The following is a 22,106-nucleotide window of genomic DNA, read 5'->3' on the forward strand; positions in this document are numbered from 1 at the left end:
AGGTATTTCTGCATTTGGATAAAGGTAAGGCATCCACTATGCTTATGCACCGATGAATGCCTTACAACAATTTCTAAATTTTCACACTAAATGAAAGGTCAATTTATTTCGTTTGTAATAGTTCATTAATGCGTGCCTCAGCATCTTCAATCGCTTTTTGCGGGTCTTTATTTTCAAGCAATACGCGTTGGAATTCTTCATTGACCGCTTTATTAATTTCGGAAATATTTTCGACAGGCGCGAACATATCTTTAGCGTGCTCTAACTGCGCAGCTGCGTAAAACTTGCCTTTTTCTGACGGATCTTCAGAATTTTCGCCTTGTGTAAAATACTCATCCGCTGCAGCTTTCTTGACAGATGGAAGGATTGCGACGATCTTGCTGAATTCGAGTTGGCTTTCAGCATTCGTAACAAATTTAGCAAACGCCAACGCCTCTTTAGGCGCCTTTGATTTGGCTGATACGGCTATATTCATAATGGCAATATGATAATAGCCAGACGTTCCTAGAATGGAAGGAGCGGCATCAGACTTTTTGTAAACTTCAGGCGCCAAATCATTAACCTGACGGAAAAGCTGAGGACCTGTGCCCCACCATGCCATTTTCTCTTGTGCATACCATTCATTTGGTTTCGCCTGCCCTAATAAAATTTCTCTTGGAATAAGACCTTTATCAAATCTTTCTTTAAATTGCTTAAATACTTCAACGGCTTCGGGTGTGTTGATAGCAGCACTCTTGAGGTCACTTGAAACTAGAGGAATTCCGTTTTGCGGAAGGTATAAATGAATATCCTTTGGCGTATTTCCATATACGCCTAATTTCTCATAAAGCACTTCTGACATTTGCCAAGCTTCTTCATCTGTAGCAGGCGGGTGATCAAATCCGGCTTTTGCCAGCAATTCCTTATTGTACAACATTCCGCCAGTAGATAAATACCAAGGCAGCGCATAGGTTTTATTACCTAAGTTGCCCGCTTCCCATACGCCTTCAAAGAAGTCATCCTTTACATCTGCAGCTTTTTCAGTGAGATCAGCAACTGCTCCAACAGCTGCCAGCTTCTTTAAGTAATCCGTATTCAAATTCAATACATCTGCCAGCTGCTTAGAAGCCGCTGCAGTCAATACACGCTGTTCAACGGTATCATACGGAATATCCTCCCATATGACCGTTACACCTTCATTCTCTGCTTCAAATTGATCAATTAATCCGTTAATGTAATCATCGAAAGTAGGGCTTAATGAAATGGTCCAAAATTTAATTTCAACATTTTTCTTCGATCCACCAGCGTTAGCACAGCCTACAATCAGTACCAAACATAACGCAACCAATACAGTTGAAAACCCTTTCATTTTTACCAATGATCTCATTCCCCCTTTTTTTCAAACATTAATAAATACATGATAATTCTTACAGATATTCCTGATACTGATTCTATTTAAGTCCACTTGCTCTGTCAATACGTTCCACCCTGTTTTATAAAAAAAATTACTTTTTAATTTGTAAATGGCGGCATTTTTTTTCACCGAAAGATAAATACTCGCTAAAACCAAGGATACACGGCTTCGCCGTCCTTTGGATTGGCGCGTTTACCGTTGAAATATAAGAAAAGATATAAGGTTACAAAAACTTATACTTTCTTATATTATTAAATAAACCCAGCCTGAGTTACAGGCCGGGTTTGGAATATAATGATAAATCTATTTAGGGATATCCTTATTTCTTTCATCTCAATGTTCCCTCGCATATTCAGCGCTTTCTTTTATACGAGCAATATCATAGCCAGTCGGGTTTTGGAAAGGACGAAGTCCAAATTTCGGCGCCACTGCAAAAATATGATCAAAAATATCCGCCTGAATCGATTCGTATACTCCCCAATTAATATCATTGGCAAATGCGTATATTTCCAGAGGCAGCCCATTTTCGCCTGGCGCCAGCTGTCTGACAATCAGCGTCATATTCTGATGAATTTTCGGATGATTTCTGAGATACTGCTGTATATACACTCTGAACACGCCAATGTTCGTAAGATGTCTTCCGTTCACCTTGCTTTCCGTATTAATCTGGTGTTTTAGGTTATATGCTTTGATTTCCTCTACCCTTGTCGTGATATATTCAGTAAGATAGTGAATTTTCTGAAATTGCTCAAGCATTTCCTCCGTACAGAAAGTAATACTATTCGTATCGATATATACGCTTCGTTTAATTCTTCTGCCGCCTGATGCCTGCATCCCTCTCCAGTTTTTGAACGAATCTGAAATGAGCGCATAGCTCGGGATCATCGTAATCGTTTTATCGAAATTCATGACCTTAACCGTGTTCAAAGTAATGTCGATCACGTCACCATCGGCATTATATTTGGGCATCTCAATCCAATCTCCTACACGCACCATATCATTGGAGGATAATTGAACACCTGCCACGAGTCCTAATATGGAGTCCTTAAAAATAAGCATTAGAACAGCTGACAATGCACCTAGTCCGCTAAGAATAATAAGCGGGTTCTGACCGATGAGATTCGAAATCACCACAATGCCGCCGATAATAAATAGAACAATCTTGATAACCTGAATGTATCCCTTGATCGGCCTGATCTTGGACACTTCAAACGAGCGGTAAATCGCCTCGAAAGCGTTGAGCAGCGCATTAAATACCGCGATGGTTACGATAATTATATAAGTTACCGCAGCTTTTTCAATCAAAGTCTGATAGGCTGGAAACATTGACGCAGAGTTATAAATTATAATCGCCGGCACGATATGCGACAGCTTGTGGAACACTTTTTTCTCTACAATAATGTTATCCCATGTAAACCGGTTGTTATTAACGATATGAATGATCGTCTTTAGCACGATTTTTTTTGTTATGAAATTAGCCAGTATGCAGACCAAAGCTATCAATATAATCATAGTTATATTCGAAAGATAACCAATGGCTTGCTCAGTCATTCCATAATCATCCAGCTGTTTTTTTATAAATCCCATGGTTTGCTCGCCCAAGCCATTTCCGTCCAGCTGCTTTTTTATTAAATCCATGGTTTCCTCCTAATTCTTGTACATTGGCCTACTATTATAGAGGAATTTTAGTTGCTAAGCAATTTTTCATGGTTACTACTAATAAAACACCTTCAAGGTTGATTACATGTCTTACGACATGCTTTCAAACTCTTGAAGGTGTTTACTATATGGTATGAGAAATACTTTAATCATTGAGGCTAGGAGATAATATTTGACGTTCCTTCTTTGGTCTTTATTTTAGCAATAAGTTTATCTCCTTCTACGTCCAGGTTCGGCAGCAAACGATCTAACCATTTTGGCAGCCACCAGGCCTTATCACCGAAGACCGCCATGACAGCAGGAACTAGTGCCATACGAATGATGAAAGCATCGATTAAAATACCAACAGCAAGCGCAAAACCAATTTGTTTGATCATAATATCATGGGCGAAGATAAAGCCCGCAAAGACAGACACCATAATCACGGCTGCAGCTACTACAACGCGGCTAGCTTGATCGTATCCGTGAATAACACTCTCCGTCCCGTGATGCCCATGAACGTAGGATTCGCGCATAGAGCTCACAAGAAAAACCTGATAATCCATCGCGAGCCCATACAGAATGCCTGTAACCATGATCGGCATAAAGCTTAACAGCGGACCACCCGTGTCGAAACCAAAGAAGGCATGCAGCCATCCCCATTGATACACGGCCGTAGTGACACCGAAGGTGGCAAGAATACTGAGAAGAAAACCGACCGTCGCTTTGACCGGAACAATTATGGAACGGAATACCAGCAATAAAATAATAAGCGAGAGAATGACGATAATTCCCACGTAAAGTGGAAACACCTCAGCCAGCCTCGACGACATATCAATGTTGATCGCTGTAAATCCAGTTACCCCAATCGAGACATCATTCGCCTGCGCCATGCTGGAGTCCGAAGCGCGAAGCTCTTGTACCAGGTTCTTCGTCTCAGTGTCAGTTGGGCCTGTTTCCGGAATAAGACTTATAATGGCCATATCGCTAGTTTGGTTCAAGCCCATAAGGCTGACCAACGAAACATTGTCATGATTCTGCAACTCATGAACCAATAAGCCTAGTGTCTCGGGTGATAGTATATCCGAGGAGCCCTGAGGTTCGACAACCAATAGCAACGGGCCGTTGAAGCCCTCGCCAAAGCCATCTGAAATCGCATCATAGCTTTGTCTTGCTGGGGTATCCAAGTTCGCCGTCGCACCAGAAGGAATACCCATTTCCATTTTTGTCACCGGAATTGCCGCCAATCCAAGGAGCACTATGACGCCGACAATAATGATCCAGCGGCCTTTCACAACTGCAGTTACCCAGCGCTGTGCAGCCCTATTACGAGTTTGCTGTGCAGCATTACTGCTCTTCAAACGAGCTTTTGCCGAACAGATTCGCTCACCTACCAGGGCAAGCAGAGCCGGCAACAGGGTGAGGGCAACCAATACATTAACAAGAACTGCCAGAGCCGCTACAAGCGCCATCGCAGATAAGAAGCCAATTCCGATCACAAGCATGCCGCATAAAGCAATTATGACGGTTAATCCGGCAAAAAACACAGCACTTCCGGCAGTGCCGACCGCTCTGCTCGCAGCTTCCTGGGCGCTAAGTCCCTGTTCGAGAATCATGCGGCGCTGACGGTTTACTATAAACAGGGAATAGTCGATGCCAACAGCGAGCCCAACCATAAGCGCAAGGACAGGCGTAAGATCGGTCATATGGAACATTTTCGAAAAAGCATAAGCTCCTCCTACACTTATCCCAACTCCCATAAGAGCAGTCATAAGCGGCAAACCTGCTGCAACAACTGAACCGAGCGTCATGAAAAGCACAACAGCAGCGACGACAATGCCGATTGCTTCTGTCGAACCAATGGCTGGCTTGCTCATAAGCGAGTCGCTTGGCAATGCCGTGATTCCAGCCTTCTCAACAGCTTTAGCAGCTTCGATGACAGAGTCAGGAACCGAATCCGGCAGTGACATTTGTTGCACGGTGAATTGGAACTGGAACAAAGCAACGCTGCCATCAGAAGCAAGCATCACGCCAGGTATCGGCATGCCATTAACGATTAGCGGACTAAAGGGAGGCATTTCACCAGCAGCTGCTTGTGCGGCTTCATTTCCTTGGGCAGCGTCACTCGTCGAAACCCCGGCTTTTGCAGCCAATTCTATAGGATTAATGACATATTCAAGGTTATATACCTTATTAACAGCTTCGGCGATAGATCCTAAACGTTCCTCTGTGTCCAAGCGTTCACCTTGAGGCGCCTTAAACAAGATGCTTGCTTGTCCTCCAGAAGCTTCCGGCAGTTCTTTCGCTAACTGGTCCAGCACCTTCTGAGACTCCGTGCCCTCTATTTTCATTTCGGAACTGACATGTATGCCATTGACACCGAGAATAGCGAGAACAATCCCGAGGATTGCAATCCAACTGATGATGAAGTACCAGGGTTTCGTATATGCTGACTTGCCTAATTTATATAAAAAAGTGGACATATGGCAGAATTACTCCTTTACCTACTAGAATTACGATGACAATACGCTAAAAACCGCTGCGCAAACAGTTGAACATAGTGTCTAAATATTGGTCGAATGTGACAGCGTCAGCAGCTTCGGCGGTTGAATGTTCTGGAAGATGCACGTTCAGGCTGCCGTCCAGCAAGGGCATTACGGCCCCATAAACCGCGCCGGTAAGAAGATGGGTATATCCTTCGGGATAACGTCCGCGAGACAGCTCGTTTAACATTTCCAAAGCGTTTTTTTGCAAACCATAAAATGCGCTGAGGATATACGGCTCTAGTGTGGGGTACTGTTTCGATAGTGACACGAGCTGGCGTAATTTGCGGATATGCTCTGCCGTCAATTGCAGTTTCATCAATTGGTACAGGCTGTCTAGCAAGGACATCTCCTCGTCTAATGCCTCAATCCATTGAATGACTTCATCCGCTCCCTTAAAGTTAACGGTAGCTGCAGCCACCGCTTCCTCCTTGCAGGAATAATAATTAGCGAACGTTCTCCGAGAGTAGCCAGCCTGCTGAACGATATCTTCCACGACGAAGCCATCAAGCCCCCTCTCCTGGGCAAGTGCGAACGCTGCATCGGCTAGCGCATTCGCGGTTGCTTCCCTTTTCATATCCCGTAGGCTATATTTTTTCATTATTAACCGACTACGCGTACACCTCATTTCAGAAGTTAATAGTAATATATATTCGATAAATGCTCTTTTCTATTATTGCCCAATGGGCAAAGTTGCACAACGGGCAATTGTTACAGTTTTGTGGCGGTCGCAGTCTATATATTAATGAAAAATAAAAAGCACTCAAGGCCAAGACCTTGAATGCTTAGAGAACGAATTCAATTAATATTATTCTTTCCAGCTTTCGATTCCAGTCTCGAATTGCTCGAATGCATGCGGAATCGAAGCTTCCATAATGTCTGAATAATACTCGTAACCTTCAGGTACATCAGTCCATTTCATTCCAGCCTCGATATGCCACGGGTTACGGTTGAGCAGCTTGTTAAAGATCCGAATAGCTTCCACTCTTGTAATCGGCTGGTTTGGATTGAACGTATGCTGCGTGAAATCATTCAGCGCACCCTGCTTTTCTGCCGTTGCAATGGCCTGTTCAGCCCAATGTCCTGCTACATCCGTATATGTGCTCTCTGTTGCAGCATCCCATTTATACACATTCGCAAGGATCTGGGCGAATTCTGCACGCGTAATTTGCTTCTTCGGCTTGAACGTATTATCGCCGGAACCTACCATCCATTTATTATTAGTTGCAACGGAAATAGCATCTGTTGCCCAATGGTTTGCGCTTACGTCCGAATACGATACTTGGTTGGAGCTCGCAGCAGATGTATACAAACGGGACAAAATTGCAGCAACCTCAGCACGGAGAATGCCGCGATCCGGCTGGAAAGTTCCATCAGGATATCCAACCATATACGGGCTATGGTCACCTGCAGCTTTTACTTTTGGCTGTGCTGAGAAGCTGAATTTTACAATTGTATCACCGACATGGATGATTCCATCTTTAATAAAGCTGTCATCCCCAAAAGCTTCCTCGCGCTTGTCGTTGCGGCTATCGAAAACGACGTATCCATCCTTCTCGCCTAAGAAGTAGTAATCGCCATCTGCGTAAACCATCCAGCCATATTCACCGCTGTCAGAGCTGATTTGCGGGTTATGGTTTTTGTTTGGTGAAAAGTCTGGCAGTTCAGGCAGATTAACTAGCGTTCCAGGCACTCTGCCTTTGGAACGGTTCAGCTCTGTATCTGCCCAATACAGTTTCATATTCACATCTGTAACAGGCTTATTGGTGATCGTGTCGAGAATCGTGCCGTACGGATCTACCAAATCAACCGATAAACTTGCTTTTCCATCACTGTCAACAATCAGCTTGCCTGCAGGGCCGGCCAGCTTTTCCCCATTTGGCGCAATAACGTTCATCGATAATTTGTATTCGCCAGGCGCTACTTTCGGAAGTGTGAAGCTTCCGTCTTCATTCATTTCAATTTTCGGCACATTCATTTCTTGGCCGTTTGCCGATATTATTTTTCCAGTTACATTCAAGTTATCTCCGATTAACTTCGTAATCTTTTCCTGAACGACTTTTCCTCCGTTCGCTTGGTCAGAAACGATGACATCGGCTTTCATTGTAGGCGTTTCAACTACATTCACATAAGGCGCTACTGGTTTAACTGTAACCACATTGGACGGGCCTTCATATGGACCCGAAACAACCGTCAATCGAATATGATACGTTGTGCCATTCGTTAATCCAGTTACCGTTGCGCTTGTAGAAGATGCATCAAGCACCTCTGATGTAACAGCAGGCGTAAATGTGTTACCATCTGTGGATTGTTCGACGATAATGTCCGTCGCTCCCAATAAAGCAGGGAAATTCAAAGTAACCTGCCTATTGCCTGCAACAGCTGACAGATTGCTTACAGGTGCAGGATCCGCTGCTTTAACAAAAACAGTAAAAGTTTTTTCGCTTGTCAGACCGCCCTCTGTAATCGTTGCCTTCAAGGTCACATAAGTTCCTGATTGAGCAGTAACCGGTCTTGTTACGTTTCCATCCTGATCGATAACAGAAGGCTGATCCGAAGACCAGATTGTAGTAACATTCTCACCCTGTTGCAGAGTAATGTTGTTTCTTACCGAATTTTTTGTATCACCGGAATTAAACAAAATATCAGTGTTGTCTTCTGCTATTTCAATAGCGTGAATAGCCTCTTTGTAATCGTTAATAATTTGCTCTGCTACTCGGTTAGCGATTGCTTCAATAATATCTTCAGCTGATTCGCCAGAGTTGACATATAGTCCGCCTTTATCAATTTCGTCAATAAAATCTTGGCTGATTTCACTGAATTCTTCATCGGATATACCTACATATTGTAAATCGTGGCTATTGAATGAACCCTTCAAATCGTCCAGTTGCTCAGTAGGATCTTCATTAATGTTAACGACGTAGCGCAAAGGCGAATAAGTATCCCACGCGATATCCTTTACAGCTTCGCCTAATGTCTTGGTAGAGGTGGAGAAAAGCTTCATATTGTCAAATGAAAAAATCGAGATAATCTGACAACCATGACTTATATGACTAACGATTGGACCAAATTCATCGCCATAAGCTTCCGGCAGAGCTAAATTTTTAATGATTTGTTCTCCGTTATCCCACATATTAAGGGCCGTATCCGTTACATTAATTTTAATGCTGTGTTGAGTGGATGCCCCTTTTGTATATGTTCCGATTCGTGTAACGACATCTGTCATTGCACTCAAAGCTCTCGACGGCTCATTGTGCAGAGCGTCCGCGTTCACGCCATTGATCATATATACATTGATAGCGCCTTGAATATATAAAATTGCGTAACCGCTTAATTTTCCTTCACTATCAATCTTCGTATTAAATAGGAAACCTCCGCCTTCCATGCTATGATAATCCACTTTGGATTCATCCATATCGAAGGTGATGATTTTCTTGCCGGAAGGAGTTCCGCTTGTCAGCATAAAATCCTTGTAGGCAGGTGCAGTATAACCGTAGAAGGTTAATGTTTTACCGTCATTAGTAATTTGGACATGGTTATAATCGGCTGTTTCAACCTCCGGGGGAGTGGCATTATACCAGCTTTCGTATCCGGAATGCACATGAGTTTCCTCTACATCCACTGGATTCGCACTTGCATCCATGATGGACACATATTTAGGATTTACGCCCCCTGCTTGCAGCTTGGCTTTAATTGCGTCATTTAATTGGCTTTCAAAATCAGAAGGGTCATATGTATCTATTGTTCCAATATTATAGTAAACCTCTGCTACCGGCGATAGTGCGTGCGCCATTGACGTATTCGTAACTGTTAATAGAAAAACGACTACCATCGCAATCATTTTTTTCTTCATCTGATTCACCCATCCTGTAAATTTAGTAATAATGACTCGTGCCTTTATCCCCATTTCATGATGATTTACGCAGACAACACCCTCCAAATTAAGAATTAAGTACCTTGCAAAAAACGATTCCACTACTAGTTATTCAAGCTGTTGATTACAACATAACAGAGATATCTCTCAAAAATCTCTCAAACGTCACTGCCAGATGGTAGTTTTTTGAGAGATCTTTAACGTATGATAGTATCTATAGGGGTGTGACATAGACATGAAAAAATGGATTGGCTTACTGGGTGCGGTATGTGCCTTAATCGCCATACTCTATATGATTTTTAGTGATGATGATACAAGCGCAGTCCATATAAAAGCTGTAGATGGCATACTAGACCTGCGAGAGCTTACTGGTTCACCATTCGTATCTTTAGCAGGCGATTGGAAATTTACAGCCGAAGCCTTTATCGCCCCGGCTCTCTTTTCGAAAGAAGCGAATAATGTAAAGGTGCCCGGTCCCTGGGCGCCGAATGCACAATGGGGTTCCTATCAGATAACCGTGTATTTGCCTGATCACTGGTCTGATATCGGTCTCCGCGTCCGTAATATTTGGTCTGCTCATACCATCTACATTAATGGTGCAGCAGTCTCGGAAAAAGGAAACGTAGCCGCTTCCAAAAAAGAAACCGTCCCGGATAACCCTGCTTATGAGGTGTACTTTAAACCGGATAGCCGGCAGCTTCTTATTACCGCTCACGTATCCAACTTTTACAATGCAAGAGGCGGCATTATCCTGCCGATCGATATAGGCGACGCTGAGCATATGAAGGAGGACGTGCATCGAGATCTTTCCCTGGAATGGACAGCAGTCCTATGCTTGCTGCTGTTCTGCATGTTCCATATGACCATCTTCCTGCTGCGGACGAAGGATGAAGCATTTTTATACAGCGGATTGCACTTTCTTCTATTAGCGTTAGTCATTGTGCTGCGCGGGGAGCGGCTTTTAATACGTGAATTCCCTTTCTTGCCCTTTGAGCTTTATTTTCGTCTGCAAGACACCGTGACTCTCCTAATGGCTATATTGATTATTGTCTTTATTGCCAAAATGATTCCTAACATTATGAACCGAAAGACGCTGTATCTGCTTTTTCTTCCGGTTCTGGTTTACACCTTTTTAAATGCAATTCTTCCGGCCAGAACCGTGTCGGGCGTGCAATATCAATTCTTTTACTACATCGATGGATTATTCCTGGCCATTATTATTCGTATCATCTATCTAATGATTAAAAATAAAATAGCTATACGCAGAAACGAAGCTGTCATTCTTTTATCCCTGCTTTTGTTTCTAACCATCTTCGCTGTAAGCAGTTCATCAGATAGTTTATTCTTCTCCGGCCGCAACATTTTGAACAGAATCGGATTGATCGGGGGAATTATAACGATGAACGTTTTTCTCGGCATGCGTCTCATGAATCGGGCTGCGGAATCGGAACAGCTGACCGCCCGATTGAAGAAGGCAAACGATGCGAAGGATAATTTCTTGAAGGTCGCTACGCAAGATTTGCAGAGACCCCTGCATGATGCCGGCCATTTAATTAAATCAATTACCCGCGAACACAATCACGAAAAGCAAAGCGAGCAATTATACCTGGCTGAACAGCTAATTGGAAACATGGTATATCTCCTGAGAGATCTGCATGATTTTACCCGTATTCGATTTGATGATTACGCCATCCAGCTTAAATCCACCAATCTTCGAATGGTTATGCTTCATGTTGTCCAGCTGATGCAGCTTACATTTACGAAGAAGAGAATTCAGGTCCACGAAAATATTTCAAAGAAGCTCTATGTATGGGCCGATGAGCAGCGTCTGACGCAAGTATTTTTGCGCATGATGACAGAAATATCTCACGATACCGCAAATGCCAGCCTTACTATAGAATCCATTCGGGATGGCGAGGATGTTCTGCTTCGTGTGACGTCAAACCGCAAGTTAACGACAGCGTTTCGCGAGCGGCAGCCTTCTTCCGGGCTCATGATGACGGAGGAACTTATCCAGCAAATGAATGGGAGTATATCGTATGAACGTAAGGACTCTGGTATCCGGGTTACGCTCAAACTAGCCTTCAGCGAGTTCAAGGAACCGGTTACTGTCGAACCATCCGAATACGACATGCGGCCTGCCTTATCGGCAGAAGACCGAGAGCTGGAAACGATCCTAATCGTTGATGACGATGTGATGCACGCGGAAGTCATGAGGGGCATGCTGAGCGAAACCTACAAAGTACGTATTGCCTATACAGCTCAAGAGGCGCTTGACTATTACAACAATCACCCGGAAATAGCAATGATGGTCATTGATGACATCATCCCGGGCAATATGAATAGTCTCGAATTGCTTCAGCAAATCCGTACGCAAGCACCTTTAATGGATTTGCCGGTCATCATGATGATTTCTTCCGAATACCCAAGGCATATTGAAAAAATCTTTGCATCTGGAGCAAATGATTATTTAATAAAGCCTTTCTCAAAAGAAACATTGATGGCTCGCCTCAATGCCGCCGAACAAACAAAGCAGTCTATGCTGAAAGCTATTGAGTATGAAATGGCCTTTCTGCAAACTCAAATCAAACCGCACTTTTTATACAATGCGCTTAGCAACATTATTTCCTTTTGCTATACGGATGGAGAACGTGCTGCCTACCTTCTGACGATGCTCAGTTCCTTCCTACGTTACATATTTGAATCAAGTCGGGATGGACAATACTCTTCCCTTCAGAAGGAACTAGAAATAATTGAAGCCTATGTGGAAGTGGAGAAAGCAAGATTTGGCGAGCGATTAACATTTGCCTATGACATCAATCCGATAATCGCCGCTGAGAACGTATTGATTCCCAGCTTGCTTTTACAGCCTTTAGTTGAGAATGCCATTCGCCATGGCCTATTCGACAAAGAGGGTCCGGGTCATGTTCAGGTTTCGATTACCTTACAGGAAGCTCACTTATACATACGAGTTACTGATGATGGTGTAGGCATGTCAGCAGCGCAATGCACTCAATTAATGGGGGGAGCGATTGCCAATGCCGGCATCGGATTTACAAATGTGCGCCGGCGCGTGCATGATCTCACCCAAGGCAGCCTGGAGATTAGCTCATCGCCAGGCAAAGGAACAATCATTCAAATCATAATTCCGATCAAGGAGGGACGAAATGATGTGGAAAGTAATCATCGTAGAGGATGAAAAGCCGATTCTGGGGCTGCATGCCAGATTGCTGGAAACCTATGGGCCCTTTCAAATTGTAGGCTGCTTCGAATCGCCGTTCGATGCGCTGCAGGAAATACCGAAACATGATTTGGACGCCCTTGTGCTTGATATTGAAATGCCGAGAATGACGGGACTTCAGCTTGCTCAAACCTTAGTGGATAACGGCATAGACGTCCCTGTAATCTTCACAACCGCTCATCAGCAATATGCTGTACAGGCCTTCCGTGTCCAAGCACTCGATTATATCTTGAAACCGATGACTCCAAATATAGTTAAGCGGCTGGATGAACGGCTTCAGAAGTATTATGGGGTGAAACAGAAGCAAACGAATAAAAATGAACTTCATATCCAGCTTTATGGGGAAGCATACGTTAAAAAAGGGGATCTTCTGGCAAAATGGCCTACTCGCATAACCGAGGAGCTATTCTATTATTTCCTGCTTCATGAAAATAAATTGTGCTTAAAATGGAGAATCATCGATGATATATGGGCGCATGTAGAGGAAAAACGCGCGCTTTCCAATCTATATAATACAATTTATCGGATGCGGCAGCTTTTTATGGAGCTGGATGTGCCTATCGTAATTGATCGGATCAATAACGGATATGTGATGAATACCAATAACAGTATCGTAATCGAGCCCAAGGAAAGGCCGGATGCGCTTCTGCTGGAGTCAAAAGGGTATTTATGGGCCTATCATTTGGAGTCGATTGTTTAGGGCACAAAAAGAATCGCCTAGAGCGATTTCTTTTTGTGTTCAATCTGTCATATTTCGAATTTGGGAATTGTCTGCAACCACTGTAAATTTAAGAAAACTGCAGCCCGCACGCCACATATTGTTTAATTTCTTCCGCATCATCCATGCTCAAGGCCGTATTTGCTATGGATCTCAGAAGTGCTCTGTCATATTGACTTAACAGACTTCTCATTTGCAACATCGCCGCACCGCTTATACTAAATTCATCCAAGCCCATTCCGAGCAGCAGCGGGGCAGCCAAAGGATGAGCAGCCATCTCGCCGCACATCCCAACTTTCTTTCCCTTCTCATGCGCTGCTGTAATGATATTGTGTATCAATCGTAGCACCGCCGGTTGCAGCGGATCGTTTAATTCGACCAAATGAGCAGCCGTTCTACTTGCCGCCATCACGTATTGAATTAGGTCGTTCGTTCCAATACTGAAGAAATCAACCTCATCTGCTAATCGGCTGACCATTAATGCTGCTGCTGGTACCTCGATCATCATACCGATTTCCATCTTTTCATTATACGAAATGCCCTTCTCTTTAAGCTCGCGCTTAATCGCTTCCACTTCGGCTACCGCTTTTCTCCACTCAGACATAGTGGAGATCATTGGGAACAGCAATTTGATGTTTCCGCAACTGCTTGCTCTTAGAGCAGCCCGAAGTTGGGTTCTGAACTGATCGAGATGCTGAAAAGATATACGAATGCCGCGATTGCCGAGGAATGGATTATCCTCTCTCTCCAGCTTAAGTGAAAACAGATGCTTGTCTCCACCCACATCCATCGTCCGAATAACGATTGGTGCCCCTTGACCAAAGACCGAGATTACAGCTCTGTAGGCTTCAAATTGTTCATCCTCTGAAGGAAAGTCCTCTCGCCCCATGAACAAAAACTCAGTTCGAAATAAACCGACTCCATCAGCGCCATTCAGCTTCGCAGTGTGCGCCTCTGCAACCGAACCAATATTGGAGACGACTGCTGGAAACGGCTCTTTTTCTGCTAAGGAAAACGAATGTGTATCTGGCGACGATTCCTCGGACTTTTCAAATTCTATCAACTTCTGATACATGCATTGCAGTGCCTCATAGGAATCTATCATTAATGAACCTTCCGTTCCATTCAACAGCAGCCACTGGCCATCATGTATATCAAGTAGCCCTTCTTTTATTCCCACTACGGCAGGTATGCCCATGGAACGAGTTATGATAGCCGAATGAGACATTGTCCCTCCGGCCGCCATTGCCAGACCCGCTATTACTTTGGGATTCAGCCGTACGGCTTCCGAAGGCGTAAGATCATCACATAGCAAGATCAGTCCCGCCTTGTCTTCAAGCGCTTTAAACTCCTCCTCTTCTCCCCGTAAATTACGGATGACTCTGCGGCACACATCCTCTACATCTACCGCTCTCTCTTTCAAATAATCGTCATCCAAAAGTTGAATGTCCTTTATGATTTCCTTCATCGTTAACTCAACGGCTAGCTGGGATGAGTAATATAACTGCTTGATTTTGTCCCTTGCAACGCCGATCAATGCTGCATCTTTCAAGAGAAGCATCTGCACTTCTATAATTTCCGCATCGTCCTTCCTATTTTCCATCAATAAGCTTGAATGGATATTATTTAAATCTCTGCAAGCTTGATCAACCGCAGCATCAAAACTTTTCAATTCAGAAGGAACCATGGACGGTTTGATCATCGCGTTCCCTTGCGGACACCGCGATGCCGTCCGTATAATAAATGCTTGACCGAATGCAACCCCCTCGGACGCTGATATTCCTGTCAAATGCATGCTTTCAACCTCCAAGGTTGTGATTATTACATTCATCGAACTGCAACCATGATTGAACTTACGACTGCTGTTGGTATTTTAATGTTTTGAAGTTAAGATCATTCCAATTTCCTCTATTGCAAGCTCTGCGTGTTCCCCTTCAGCAGCAACAATAATCTGATCCTCAAATTTGGCCCCTATTGAAATCATTGCCACCAAGCTTTTAGCGTTGAACTTAATTCCCTTCTTTGTTAAATATATATCGCAAGGGTAACGAACAGCAGCCTCAACAATCTTCCTGGCAGGACGTGCATGAATACCCGTTATGTTTGTAATTGTGTAGGTTTTTTGCATAGAAGCACTCCTATAATATTGATTTAATTCTATCCTTCAGCTTTTCCGCTTCCATTCCGAAGATCGCCTGTATGGATCCTTTGCCCAAATGAATGACGCCCGCTGCTCCCAATTCTTTTAGCCTTTGCTCATCCACAAGCCCCTCATCGCGAACGATAACCCGCAAACGTGTAATGCAAGCATCAATGCTTTGGATATTGACCACACCGCCAAGCGCGTGAGCCACCATAACAGCGGTATTCTCACCTGCTGAAATTCGTTCATCGGTTATCTTCACTTTGTTCCCGTCACTTTGCTCCCGGCCAGGGGTCATCAAATTCAATTTCACTATCATAATACGGAAGAGAAAATAATACCCGACTGCAAAGATCATCCCGAACGGTATGATGAGTAAAGGTTTCGTTGCAAGCGGAAAATTAATGGCATAATCTATAAAGCCAGCTGAAAAACCAAATCCATGCTTAATGCCAAGCTCAGCGGCAATAAACGCACTTATCCCCGTAAGGATTGCATGGACAACATATAATAGCGGGGCAGCGAACATAAATGCGAATTCCAGCGGCTCTGTTATACCGGTCAAGAACGATGCTAACGCAGCACTTAGAAAAATCGATGAAATAAGCTTTCGTTTTTCAGGCTTTGCCGAATGAACGATAGCAAGTGCAGCCGCCGGAAGCGCAAACATCATGATTGGGAAAAACCCGGTCATAAACAGTCCCGCTGCAGGATCTCCAGCGAAAAAACGATTGATGTCGCCGCGATATACTTGCCCGCCGGCTTCGACATAAGTCCCGATTTGGAACCATGCAATATTATTCAAAATATGATGAAGACCAAAAGGAATCAGCAGCCGATTGGCAATCGTATAAATTAAAGCGCCAATGCCTCCAAGGCCGGTAATCCACTTTCCAAAATCATTCAGAATGACCTGGACTGGACCCCATATCAAGCCTAACCCAACCGCGATAAATACCATCGAAAATGAAGTAATGATCGGAACAAACCTTTTGCCCGAAAAAAAGCCAAGCCAATTTGGCAGTGTAATATTGTAATATTTTTTATAAAAGAAAGAAGCGACAAGCCCTGCTAGTATGCCCCCCATAACACCCATATTCAGCTCGGCGTCCAGCATAGACCAGCGCGAAAATACTTTTGCAACTTCGACAAACACAAAATTCAAGACCAAATGAGCAATAACAGCAGCCAATGCTGCAACCGCATCCCCTCCGACACCTATCCCGATACTGATCGCGAAGATAAGTGGGAGATTGTCGAAGATAGCAGAACCGCCTGCATCTAAAAATGGGGCAATATACGTATTTAGCCATCTACCGAAATCGCCGAAATGAAAGTCTTTCTCGTAATCGATATTGCCGAACCGAAGCAGAATAGATGCCGCAGGCAAGACCGCGACAGGCAACATCAAGGATTTTCCGATTTTTTGCAGGAAAGCAAACATACTTGAATCTCTCCTTAGCCAACTGACTTATTTCAGTGCGATACGTAATACATTTGGCTCCGCTGCTCGAACTTCGCGGTAATCACATTCAATATAATCAATAAGCCGCTCTCCGATGGCGATTACAATAACATGCGCGACATATCCCGCCTTGCGAATGTTATGAATATCGAACTCCATAAGAGTCTGCCCCTCTGTTACGATGTCATCTGTCTTAACCGACACATGGAAGCCTTCGCCTTTTAGATCGACTGTATTAATTCCGATATGGATAAGAAACTGTAATCCAGATGAATGCTCAATCAATATGGCATGCTTCGTATCAATAACATGACTTACTCTGCCTGTAACAGGTGCAACTACGCAGCCGTTCAAAGGTTCTATTGCTACTCCCTTCCCGATCAATTCGCGGGAAAAGGCTTCATCCTGTACCTCGTGAAGCGGAAATAATTTACCAGCAACCGGTGCCACAGCCGCAACATAGTCCTGTTTTTGTTGCGTACGATCCAGCCATCTCTGAAACATTGTGCATCGGTCACTCCCTTCCAATTGGAGGCTGGACCTGAAGAAGACGGTGTAAATGTACGGCCAAATAGCCAATCTCATCCTCAGAAACTGTAACGTCCAGTTCTTCTTTAATTAGCCCGGTTATTTGGGTGGCAAGTGCAAATAACTTTGGATAATGGGTTTTTATTTCCGCTGTCAACGGATTATGAATATGACGACCTGTCAGCAGTCGCTCAAGCGTTCCCCGAATATGTGTAATGAGTCTTATGTAATCGCTTCCCATTCTTTGCAACCTTGCTTTCATTTGTTGCTCAATATACTCTACGATTCGATTCAAAAGCCCGGTTATTCTCACCAATTGTCCTACGGTTACATTACCGGCACAAGAATGCACATGAAGCGCCAAAAAACCTACCTCGTCTTCCGGAACAAGAATACCGAACCGTTCACTAATCATAATGGCGGCTTGGGCGGCGATCTCATACTCCAGCGAAAAACTCATTTTGGTCTCGTGAAGAAACGGATTAATGATTTCCATCCCGTTTTGCAATCGGTACATAGCAAATTGAATATGATTTGGGAGCGCAAAATAGACTTTAGGCTGCACTGGCGTGCCCATCCTCTCTTTTACGCTTTCGATAATCTGCTCCGAGATTTGAATAACTTCCGGGTCAATGTTCTCAACCAGCTCCTGAAATTGTTGGGCAGGCTGCTCCTCATCCAACCGGTATCGCTTCTCGATCCGAGGATCTTCCATATCGACCCACTTGCTTCCTTTGAAGTCAAATCCGATGCCTTTGCCAACTAAAACGTACTCCTTGGACGCTCCGGGGTCTAGAGTCAGAATGACGTTATTGCCTACGATGCGATCAATTTGCAACATTCCTTTTCTGGACAAATCCATCCCTCCTGCGGAATATAGACTAGCACAAAAAAAGAAAAAGCCGAAGACTTCGACAAAAAGTGGTGTCGAATATCTTCGGCTCATGCCTAGTCAACTAGTAACACGCCTAATATTTTTATATATTATTATACGCTTCTCTTTATGTCAATAAGACTTCCAACTTTTCACTTTTTTTCAAAAGTTATTTTTTTTAGTTGACAAACTTTACTAACCCGATATATGCTAATTCCAGCCGAATACGTAAGGCAACATAACGTGCAACCGCAAGGGCATGAGTTATGTAAGCAGTGATTATGCTTACACAACTTGTGCCTTTTTTGTGTTCACGCTGTGCTGCCACATACCAGAAAATGGCAATTGAGATGAAAAAGGAGTCATGAATGATGTTCAAAAAACGAATGTTTGTGTATGGGATGATCTTGCTGTTAATACTTTCACTTGCTGCTTGCGGCAGTAAAACTGACAACCAATCGGGGCAATCCTCACCAACCCCGGCCTCCAGCAATACTCCGTCCAGTGAACCAAGCACGAACGCGGAAAAAGCCGGCTTAACCGGCGAATTCGAAATTCAATACTTCGTTGGCGGTTATGGCGACGCTTGGTGGCTGGAAGTAATCGAAGCATTCCAAAAAGCCAATCCTGAGCTTAAGATCAAACAATCTGCAGGGCCAAAAATTAATGAGCAAATGAAGCCTCGCTGGATTCAAGGCAACCCGCCTGATGTTGTCTATATTGATGGAGCCGGTTCTAACGAGCGCCAAATGATCGATGATGGACAGTTGCTTGATATTACAGACTTTCTGAGTACAGCCAATAACGTGGATGGCGAAAAACTAACAGATATTCTCATTGCACAGCCAACGGCTTATGAGGGCGGCAAAAGCTATACGCTCCCGCTTGTATTCGGCTCATGGGGACTTTTCTACGATAAGGCGCTATTCCGTGAGAATGGCTGGTCCGCTCCTAGCAACTGGGGTGAATTTATCGAAACTAGCGAGAAGATTAAAGCATCTGGCATACCTGCCTTGATTCATACTGGCGTTTATCCATACTACATTAACGGCGGACTGCTTGATTCCGCAATTGTCGCAGCCAATGGAGGGGACGGCTCGATCCTAACGCGCCAAGCAAACCTGGAAGAAGGCAGCTTCTCTGGTGAACCGGTGAAAAAAGCGCTGAATCAAATCATTGAGCTTGTCGACAAGCAGTTGATTGACAAAGGCTCCGTATCCTTGAATCATACCGATTCACAAGCACAATGGCTGCAACACAAAGCCGGATTCATTCCGAATGGTCTGTGGCTCGAGAACGAAATGAAGAAGGATATTCCAAGCGGTTTTGAATTCGGTTTCCTTCCTTCGGTCGCCCAAGATGTGGGTCAAAATAACATTGTCATTCCTTACACGAATACGATTGCCATTGCCAAAGATGCGAAAAATCCTGAAGCGGCAAAAGCATTCCTCGAATTCGCGTTCACTAAAGAAAATGCGATACGCTGGGCAGAACTAACAGGAGCGCTTATGAACATTAAAGCAGATCTTAGCTCTTCCTCTGCAAGCGAAGTCGTCAAAGATGCGATGAGCTTCTTTAACTCTAATCAAACGACTGTTGCTCCCGTTGCCGTACTGAATGCGGACGTCGAAAAGGTGAAGCAAGACGCGATTGTAGCCTTGACTGTGGGCAAAATCACGCCTGAAGAATGGATGAAACGCATGGAAGAAGCAGCAGCAAAAGCACGCAAGCAATAATTTCGATATACAAACGCATAGTGACAAACAAGCAGCCAATAAGGAAAATGCCTGCCATACGAATGGCCTCTCCCTTATTGGCTGTCTGATTGATCGACAGGTTAAGAAAGGTGAACGCGATGGCACAACAAACTAGACGCAATGCATTTATTATATTTTTCTTGCTACCCACTTTTTTGTTCTTCTGTTTATTCACCTTGTATCCAATCGTGAAAGGCATTCATATTTCTTTATTCGATTGGTCCGGCAGCTCGAAGAACATGGATTTCATCGGCCTGGATAACTTTCGCGAGCTGTTTAGCGATCCGATTATTTGGACGGCAATCAAAAACGATTATTTCCTTGTTGTCGGCAAGGTTATCGGCATCATGCTGCTTGCAACCTTCTTCGCAATAGCCGTTACACGCCTGAAGGTAGCGGGCAGTAAATTTTATCGGGTTCTCTTCTTTATTCCGAACGTGATATCTGTCGTCGTCATCGGTGTGCTATGGCGATACGTCTATAATCCGAATATGGGCTTTATCAATTCCTTCTTGTCGCTGTTTAGCAGCGAGCCGGTTCAAATTACTTGGCTGGGATCCGAGAACCTGGCCATGTGGTCACTACTGTGGCCTTCCATTTGGGCAGGTATCGGCTTTTATATGATTTTGTTAATTGCCGCGATATTAAGCATTCCAGCTGACCTTTATGAGGCTGCCAATCTGGACGGCGCTTCTCAGGGCAAACAATTCTGGTCCGTAACCCTGCCTTTGATCTGGGAGCAGATGAAGGTCAGTATTCTGCATATCGTCATGACTACCTTGAATGGTTCTTTTATTATCGTCTGGATTATGACCGAGGGCGGCCCTGACAACTCTACTCAAGTTATGGGATCTTATTTGTATCAAATGGGCTTCCGGCAATATCACATGGGATATGCAGCTGCGATTGGCGTGTTAATTCTTGTGCTTTCCCTAATTACTACACTAGTTCTTCAGCGCCTGCTTAGCAGAAATACTACCGAATTGGCTTGAGGAGTGAAATTGACAAAATGATCTTAAAAAAACAAAATCCGTTGGTTCGCATCATCACTAACGGAATACTGCTCTTATGGACTGTCGCGGTACTATACCCTCTTCTCTGGACTATGATGGGCGCTCTAAAAGATAACCAGCAGTTCTTGCTCAAGAACCCTTGGGCGCTGCCGGAATTTCCGTTGCTTTGGTCCAATTTTACTTATGTATGGAGTAAATACGGTTTTAGCGGCTTCTTTATCAATTCAATCATCGTAACCATTTTCAGCATCGCACTATCTGTTTTTCTCGCTGCTACGACAGCTTATGTATTAGCTAGGTTTACTTTTAAAACGGGACGCACGCTGTACTACTTATATCTGTCTGCTATGATGATCCCTATGATTCTAGGCCTTATTCCGCTGTTTTTCCTATTGAATGACATGGGGTTAATCAACACGCTAGCTGGTCTGATTATCGTTTACACCGCCAGCGCACTGCCCTTCGGAATATTTGTACTCGTCAGCTTTTTCAAAATGCTGCCAAAGGAACTGGAAGAAGCGGCTTTCATTGACGGCGCCGGTTACTCGCGCACCTTCTTTTCCGTCATGCTGCCGCTGGCCCGCTCCGGCTTAATATCCATAAGTATTATGAATGGGTTAAATATATGGAACGAATATATTATGGGAACGGTGTTCGTCAACGATCCGAAGCTGTATACACTGCCGGTCGGCATTGCCGTCATGCAGACGGAAATGCAGTATCGGACGGAATGGGGACCGCTATTCGCCGGCCTGCTGCTTTCCATCGTCCCGGTTCTCATCGTTTATATCATATTCCAACGACAAATCGCGGAAGGCGTAACCGCCGGCGCCGTAAAATAAAACAAACTAAAGGGATATCCCGTAGTCATTTGACCTTGTGGATATCCCTTGCATTATTTAATCAGTGACTATTTTTA

15 protein-coding genes are annotated in these 22,106 nt (G+C 44.1%); 5 read left to right on the top strand and 10 right to left on the bottom strand.

The annotated features are described in order from the left end of the window. Positions 1-103: 103 nt before the first annotated feature. The 5 genes from ACRRU2_RS13635 to ACRRU2_RS13655 form a co-directional block, all read right to left on the bottom strand. Positions 104-1,348, bottom strand: a complete 1,245-nt coding sequence (locus ACRRU2_RS13635; RefSeq protein ID WP_432502455.1) for an ABC transporter substrate-binding protein — start codon at positions 1,346-1,348, stop codon at positions 104-106. A gap of 378 nt (positions 1,349-1,726) precedes the next feature. After that, positions 1,727-2,980, bottom strand: coding sequence for a mechanosensitive ion channel family protein (locus ACRRU2_RS13640; protein WP_432502457.1), 1,254 nt, complete (start codon positions 2,978-2,980; stop codon positions 1,727-1,729). Positions 2,981-3,210: 230 nt separating this feature from the next. Then, a complete protein-coding gene (locus ACRRU2_RS13645) occupies positions 3,211-5,514 on the bottom strand; it encodes an MMPL family transporter (protein WP_432502390.1) in 2,304 nt (767 codons plus the stop codon). A gap of 46 nt (positions 5,515-5,560) precedes the next feature. Beyond that, entirely contained in the window at positions 5,561-6,175 is a 615-nt protein-coding gene (locus tag ACRRU2_RS13650) for a TetR/AcrR family transcriptional regulator (RefSeq protein ID WP_432502392.1), read from the bottom strand. Between the two features lie 207 nt (positions 6,176-6,382). After that, positions 6,383-9,427, bottom strand: a complete 3,045-nt coding sequence (locus tag ACRRU2_RS13655) for an S-layer homology domain-containing protein (RefSeq protein WP_432502394.1) — start codon at positions 9,425-9,427, stop codon at positions 6,383-6,385. A 256-nt stretch (positions 9,428-9,683) separates the two neighbouring features. On the opposite strand from ACRRU2_RS13655, the gene ACRRU2_RS13660 reads away from it, so the two are divergent. Further along, positions 9,684-12,647 carry a histidine kinase gene (locus ACRRU2_RS13660; RefSeq protein ID WP_432502396.1) on the top strand — a complete coding sequence of 988 codons (2,964 nt, stop codon included), beginning with the start codon at positions 9,684-9,686 and terminating at the stop codon, positions 12,645-12,647. After that, positions 12,619-13,389, top strand: coding sequence for a response regulator (locus ACRRU2_RS13665; RefSeq protein WP_331700509.1), 771 nt, complete (start codon positions 12,619-12,621; stop codon positions 13,387-13,389). The genes ACRRU2_RS13660 and ACRRU2_RS13665 overlap by 29 nt, the downstream gene beginning before the upstream one ends. An 88-nt stretch (positions 13,390-13,477) precedes the next feature. Here the strand turns inward: ACRRU2_RS13665 and ptsP are convergent, their stop codons facing one another. The 5 genes from ptsP to ACRRU2_RS13690 all read right to left on the bottom strand — a co-directional run bounded on the left by ptsP (position 13,478) and on the right by ACRRU2_RS13690 (position 18,405). After that, the gene (ptsP, locus tag ACRRU2_RS13670; protein ID WP_432502398.1) at positions 13,478-15,202 is read right to left on the bottom strand and encodes a phosphoenolpyruvate--protein phosphotransferase; all 1,725 of its coding nucleotides are present in this window, start codon (positions 15,200-15,202) and stop codon (positions 13,478-13,480) included. 78 nt (positions 15,203-15,280) lie between these two features. Continuing rightward, on the bottom strand, positions 15,281-15,535 hold the full coding sequence (locus ACRRU2_RS13675) for an HPr family phosphocarrier protein (RefSeq protein WP_331700474.1): 255 nt from the start codon (positions 15,533-15,535) through the stop codon (positions 15,281-15,283). 10 nt (positions 15,536-15,545) lie between these two features. Then, the gene (locus ACRRU2_RS13680) at positions 15,546-16,994 is read right to left on the bottom strand and encodes a PTS transporter subunit EIIC (RefSeq protein WP_331700475.1); all 1,449 of its coding nucleotides are present in this window, start codon (positions 16,992-16,994) and stop codon (positions 15,546-15,548) included. A gap of 27 nt (positions 16,995-17,021) precedes the next feature. Beyond that, positions 17,022-17,519: a PTS sugar transporter subunit IIA gene (locus tag ACRRU2_RS13685; RefSeq protein ID WP_331700476.1), complete on the bottom strand. Its 498-nt coding sequence runs from the start codon at positions 17,517-17,519 to the stop codon at positions 17,022-17,024. Between the two features lie 10 nt (positions 17,520-17,529). Then, entirely contained in the window at positions 17,530-18,405 is an 876-nt protein-coding gene (locus tag ACRRU2_RS13690; RefSeq protein WP_432502401.1) for a PRD domain-containing protein, read from the bottom strand. Between the two features lie 380 nt (positions 18,406-18,785). Between ACRRU2_RS13690 and ACRRU2_RS13695 the strand changes: the two genes are divergently transcribed. The 3 genes from ACRRU2_RS13695 to ACRRU2_RS13705 all read left to right on the top strand — a co-directional run bounded on the left by ACRRU2_RS13695 (position 18,786) and on the right by ACRRU2_RS13705 (position 22,029). Next, a complete protein-coding gene (locus ACRRU2_RS13695) occupies positions 18,786-20,153 on the top strand; it encodes an extracellular solute-binding protein (RefSeq protein ID WP_432502403.1) in 1,368 nt (455 codons plus the stop codon). A 119-nt stretch (positions 20,154-20,272) separates the two neighbouring features. After that, positions 20,273-21,166, top strand: a complete 894-nt coding sequence (locus tag ACRRU2_RS13700) for a carbohydrate ABC transporter permease (RefSeq protein WP_331700479.1) — start codon at positions 20,273-20,275, stop codon at positions 21,164-21,166. Positions 21,167-21,183: 17 nt separating this feature from the next. Beyond that, on the top strand, positions 21,184-22,029 hold the full coding sequence (locus tag ACRRU2_RS13705) for a carbohydrate ABC transporter permease (RefSeq protein WP_331700480.1): 846 nt from the start codon (positions 21,184-21,186) through the stop codon (positions 22,027-22,029). Positions 22,030-22,106: the final 77 nt, after the last annotated feature.

This window comes from Paenibacillus sp. GXUN7292, assembly GCF_050864975.1.
Classification (GTDB): Bacteria; Bacillota; Bacilli; order Paenibacillales; family Paenibacillaceae; genus Pristimantibacillus.

Bases quoted from the DNA above. Each gene is read 5' to 3' on its own strand.
- ACRRU2_RS13635 (WP_432502455.1), bottom strand. From the start codon at position 1,348: ATGAAAGGGTTTTCAACTGTATTGGTTGCGTTATGTTTGGTACTGATT.
- ACRRU2_RS13640 (WP_432502457.1), bottom strand. From the start codon at position 2,980: ATGGGATTTATAAAAAAACAGCTGGATGATTATGGAATGACTGAGCAA.
- ACRRU2_RS13645 (WP_432502390.1), bottom strand. From the start codon at position 5,514: ATGTCCACTTTTTTATATAAATTAGGCAAGTCAGCATATACGAAACCC.
- ACRRU2_RS13650 (WP_432502392.1), bottom strand. From the start codon at position 6,175: ATGAAAAAATATAGCCTACGGGATATGAAAAGGGAAGCAACCGCGAAT.
- ACRRU2_RS13655 (WP_432502394.1), bottom strand. From the start codon at position 9,427: ATGAAGAAAAAAATGATTGCGATGGTAGTCGTTTTTCTATTAACAGTT.
- ACRRU2_RS13660 (WP_432502396.1), top strand. From the start codon at position 9,684: ATGAAAAAATGGATTGGCTTACTGGGTGCGGTATGTGCCTTAATCGCC.
- ACRRU2_RS13665 (WP_331700509.1), top strand. From the start codon at position 12,619: ATGTGGAAAGTAATCATCGTAGAGGATGAAAAGCCGATTCTGGGGCTG.
- ptsP (WP_432502398.1), bottom strand. From the start codon at position 15,202: ATGCATTTGACAGGAATATCAGCGTCCGAGGGGGTTGCATTCGGTCAA.
- ACRRU2_RS13675 (WP_331700474.1), bottom strand. From the start codon at position 15,535: ATGCAAAAAACCTACACAATTACAAACATAACGGGTATTCATGCACGT.
- ACRRU2_RS13680 (WP_331700475.1), bottom strand. From the start codon at position 16,994: ATGTTTGCTTTCCTGCAAAAAATCGGAAAATCCTTGATGTTGCCTGTC.
- ACRRU2_RS13685 (WP_331700476.1), bottom strand. From the start codon at position 17,519: ATGTTTCAGAGATGGCTGGATCGTACGCAACAAAAACAGGACTATGTT.
- ACRRU2_RS13690 (WP_432502401.1), bottom strand. From the start codon at position 18,405: ATGGATTTGTCCAGAAAAGGAATGTTGCAAATTGATCGCATCGTAGGC.
- ACRRU2_RS13695 (WP_432502403.1), top strand. From the start codon at position 18,786: ATGATGTTCAAAAAACGAATGTTTGTGTATGGGATGATCTTGCTGTTA.
- ACRRU2_RS13700 (WP_331700479.1), top strand. From the start codon at position 20,273: ATGGCACAACAAACTAGACGCAATGCATTTATTATATTTTTCTTGCTA.
- ACRRU2_RS13705 (WP_331700480.1), top strand. From the start codon at position 21,184: ATGATCTTAAAAAAACAAAATCCGTTGGTTCGCATCATCACTAACGGA.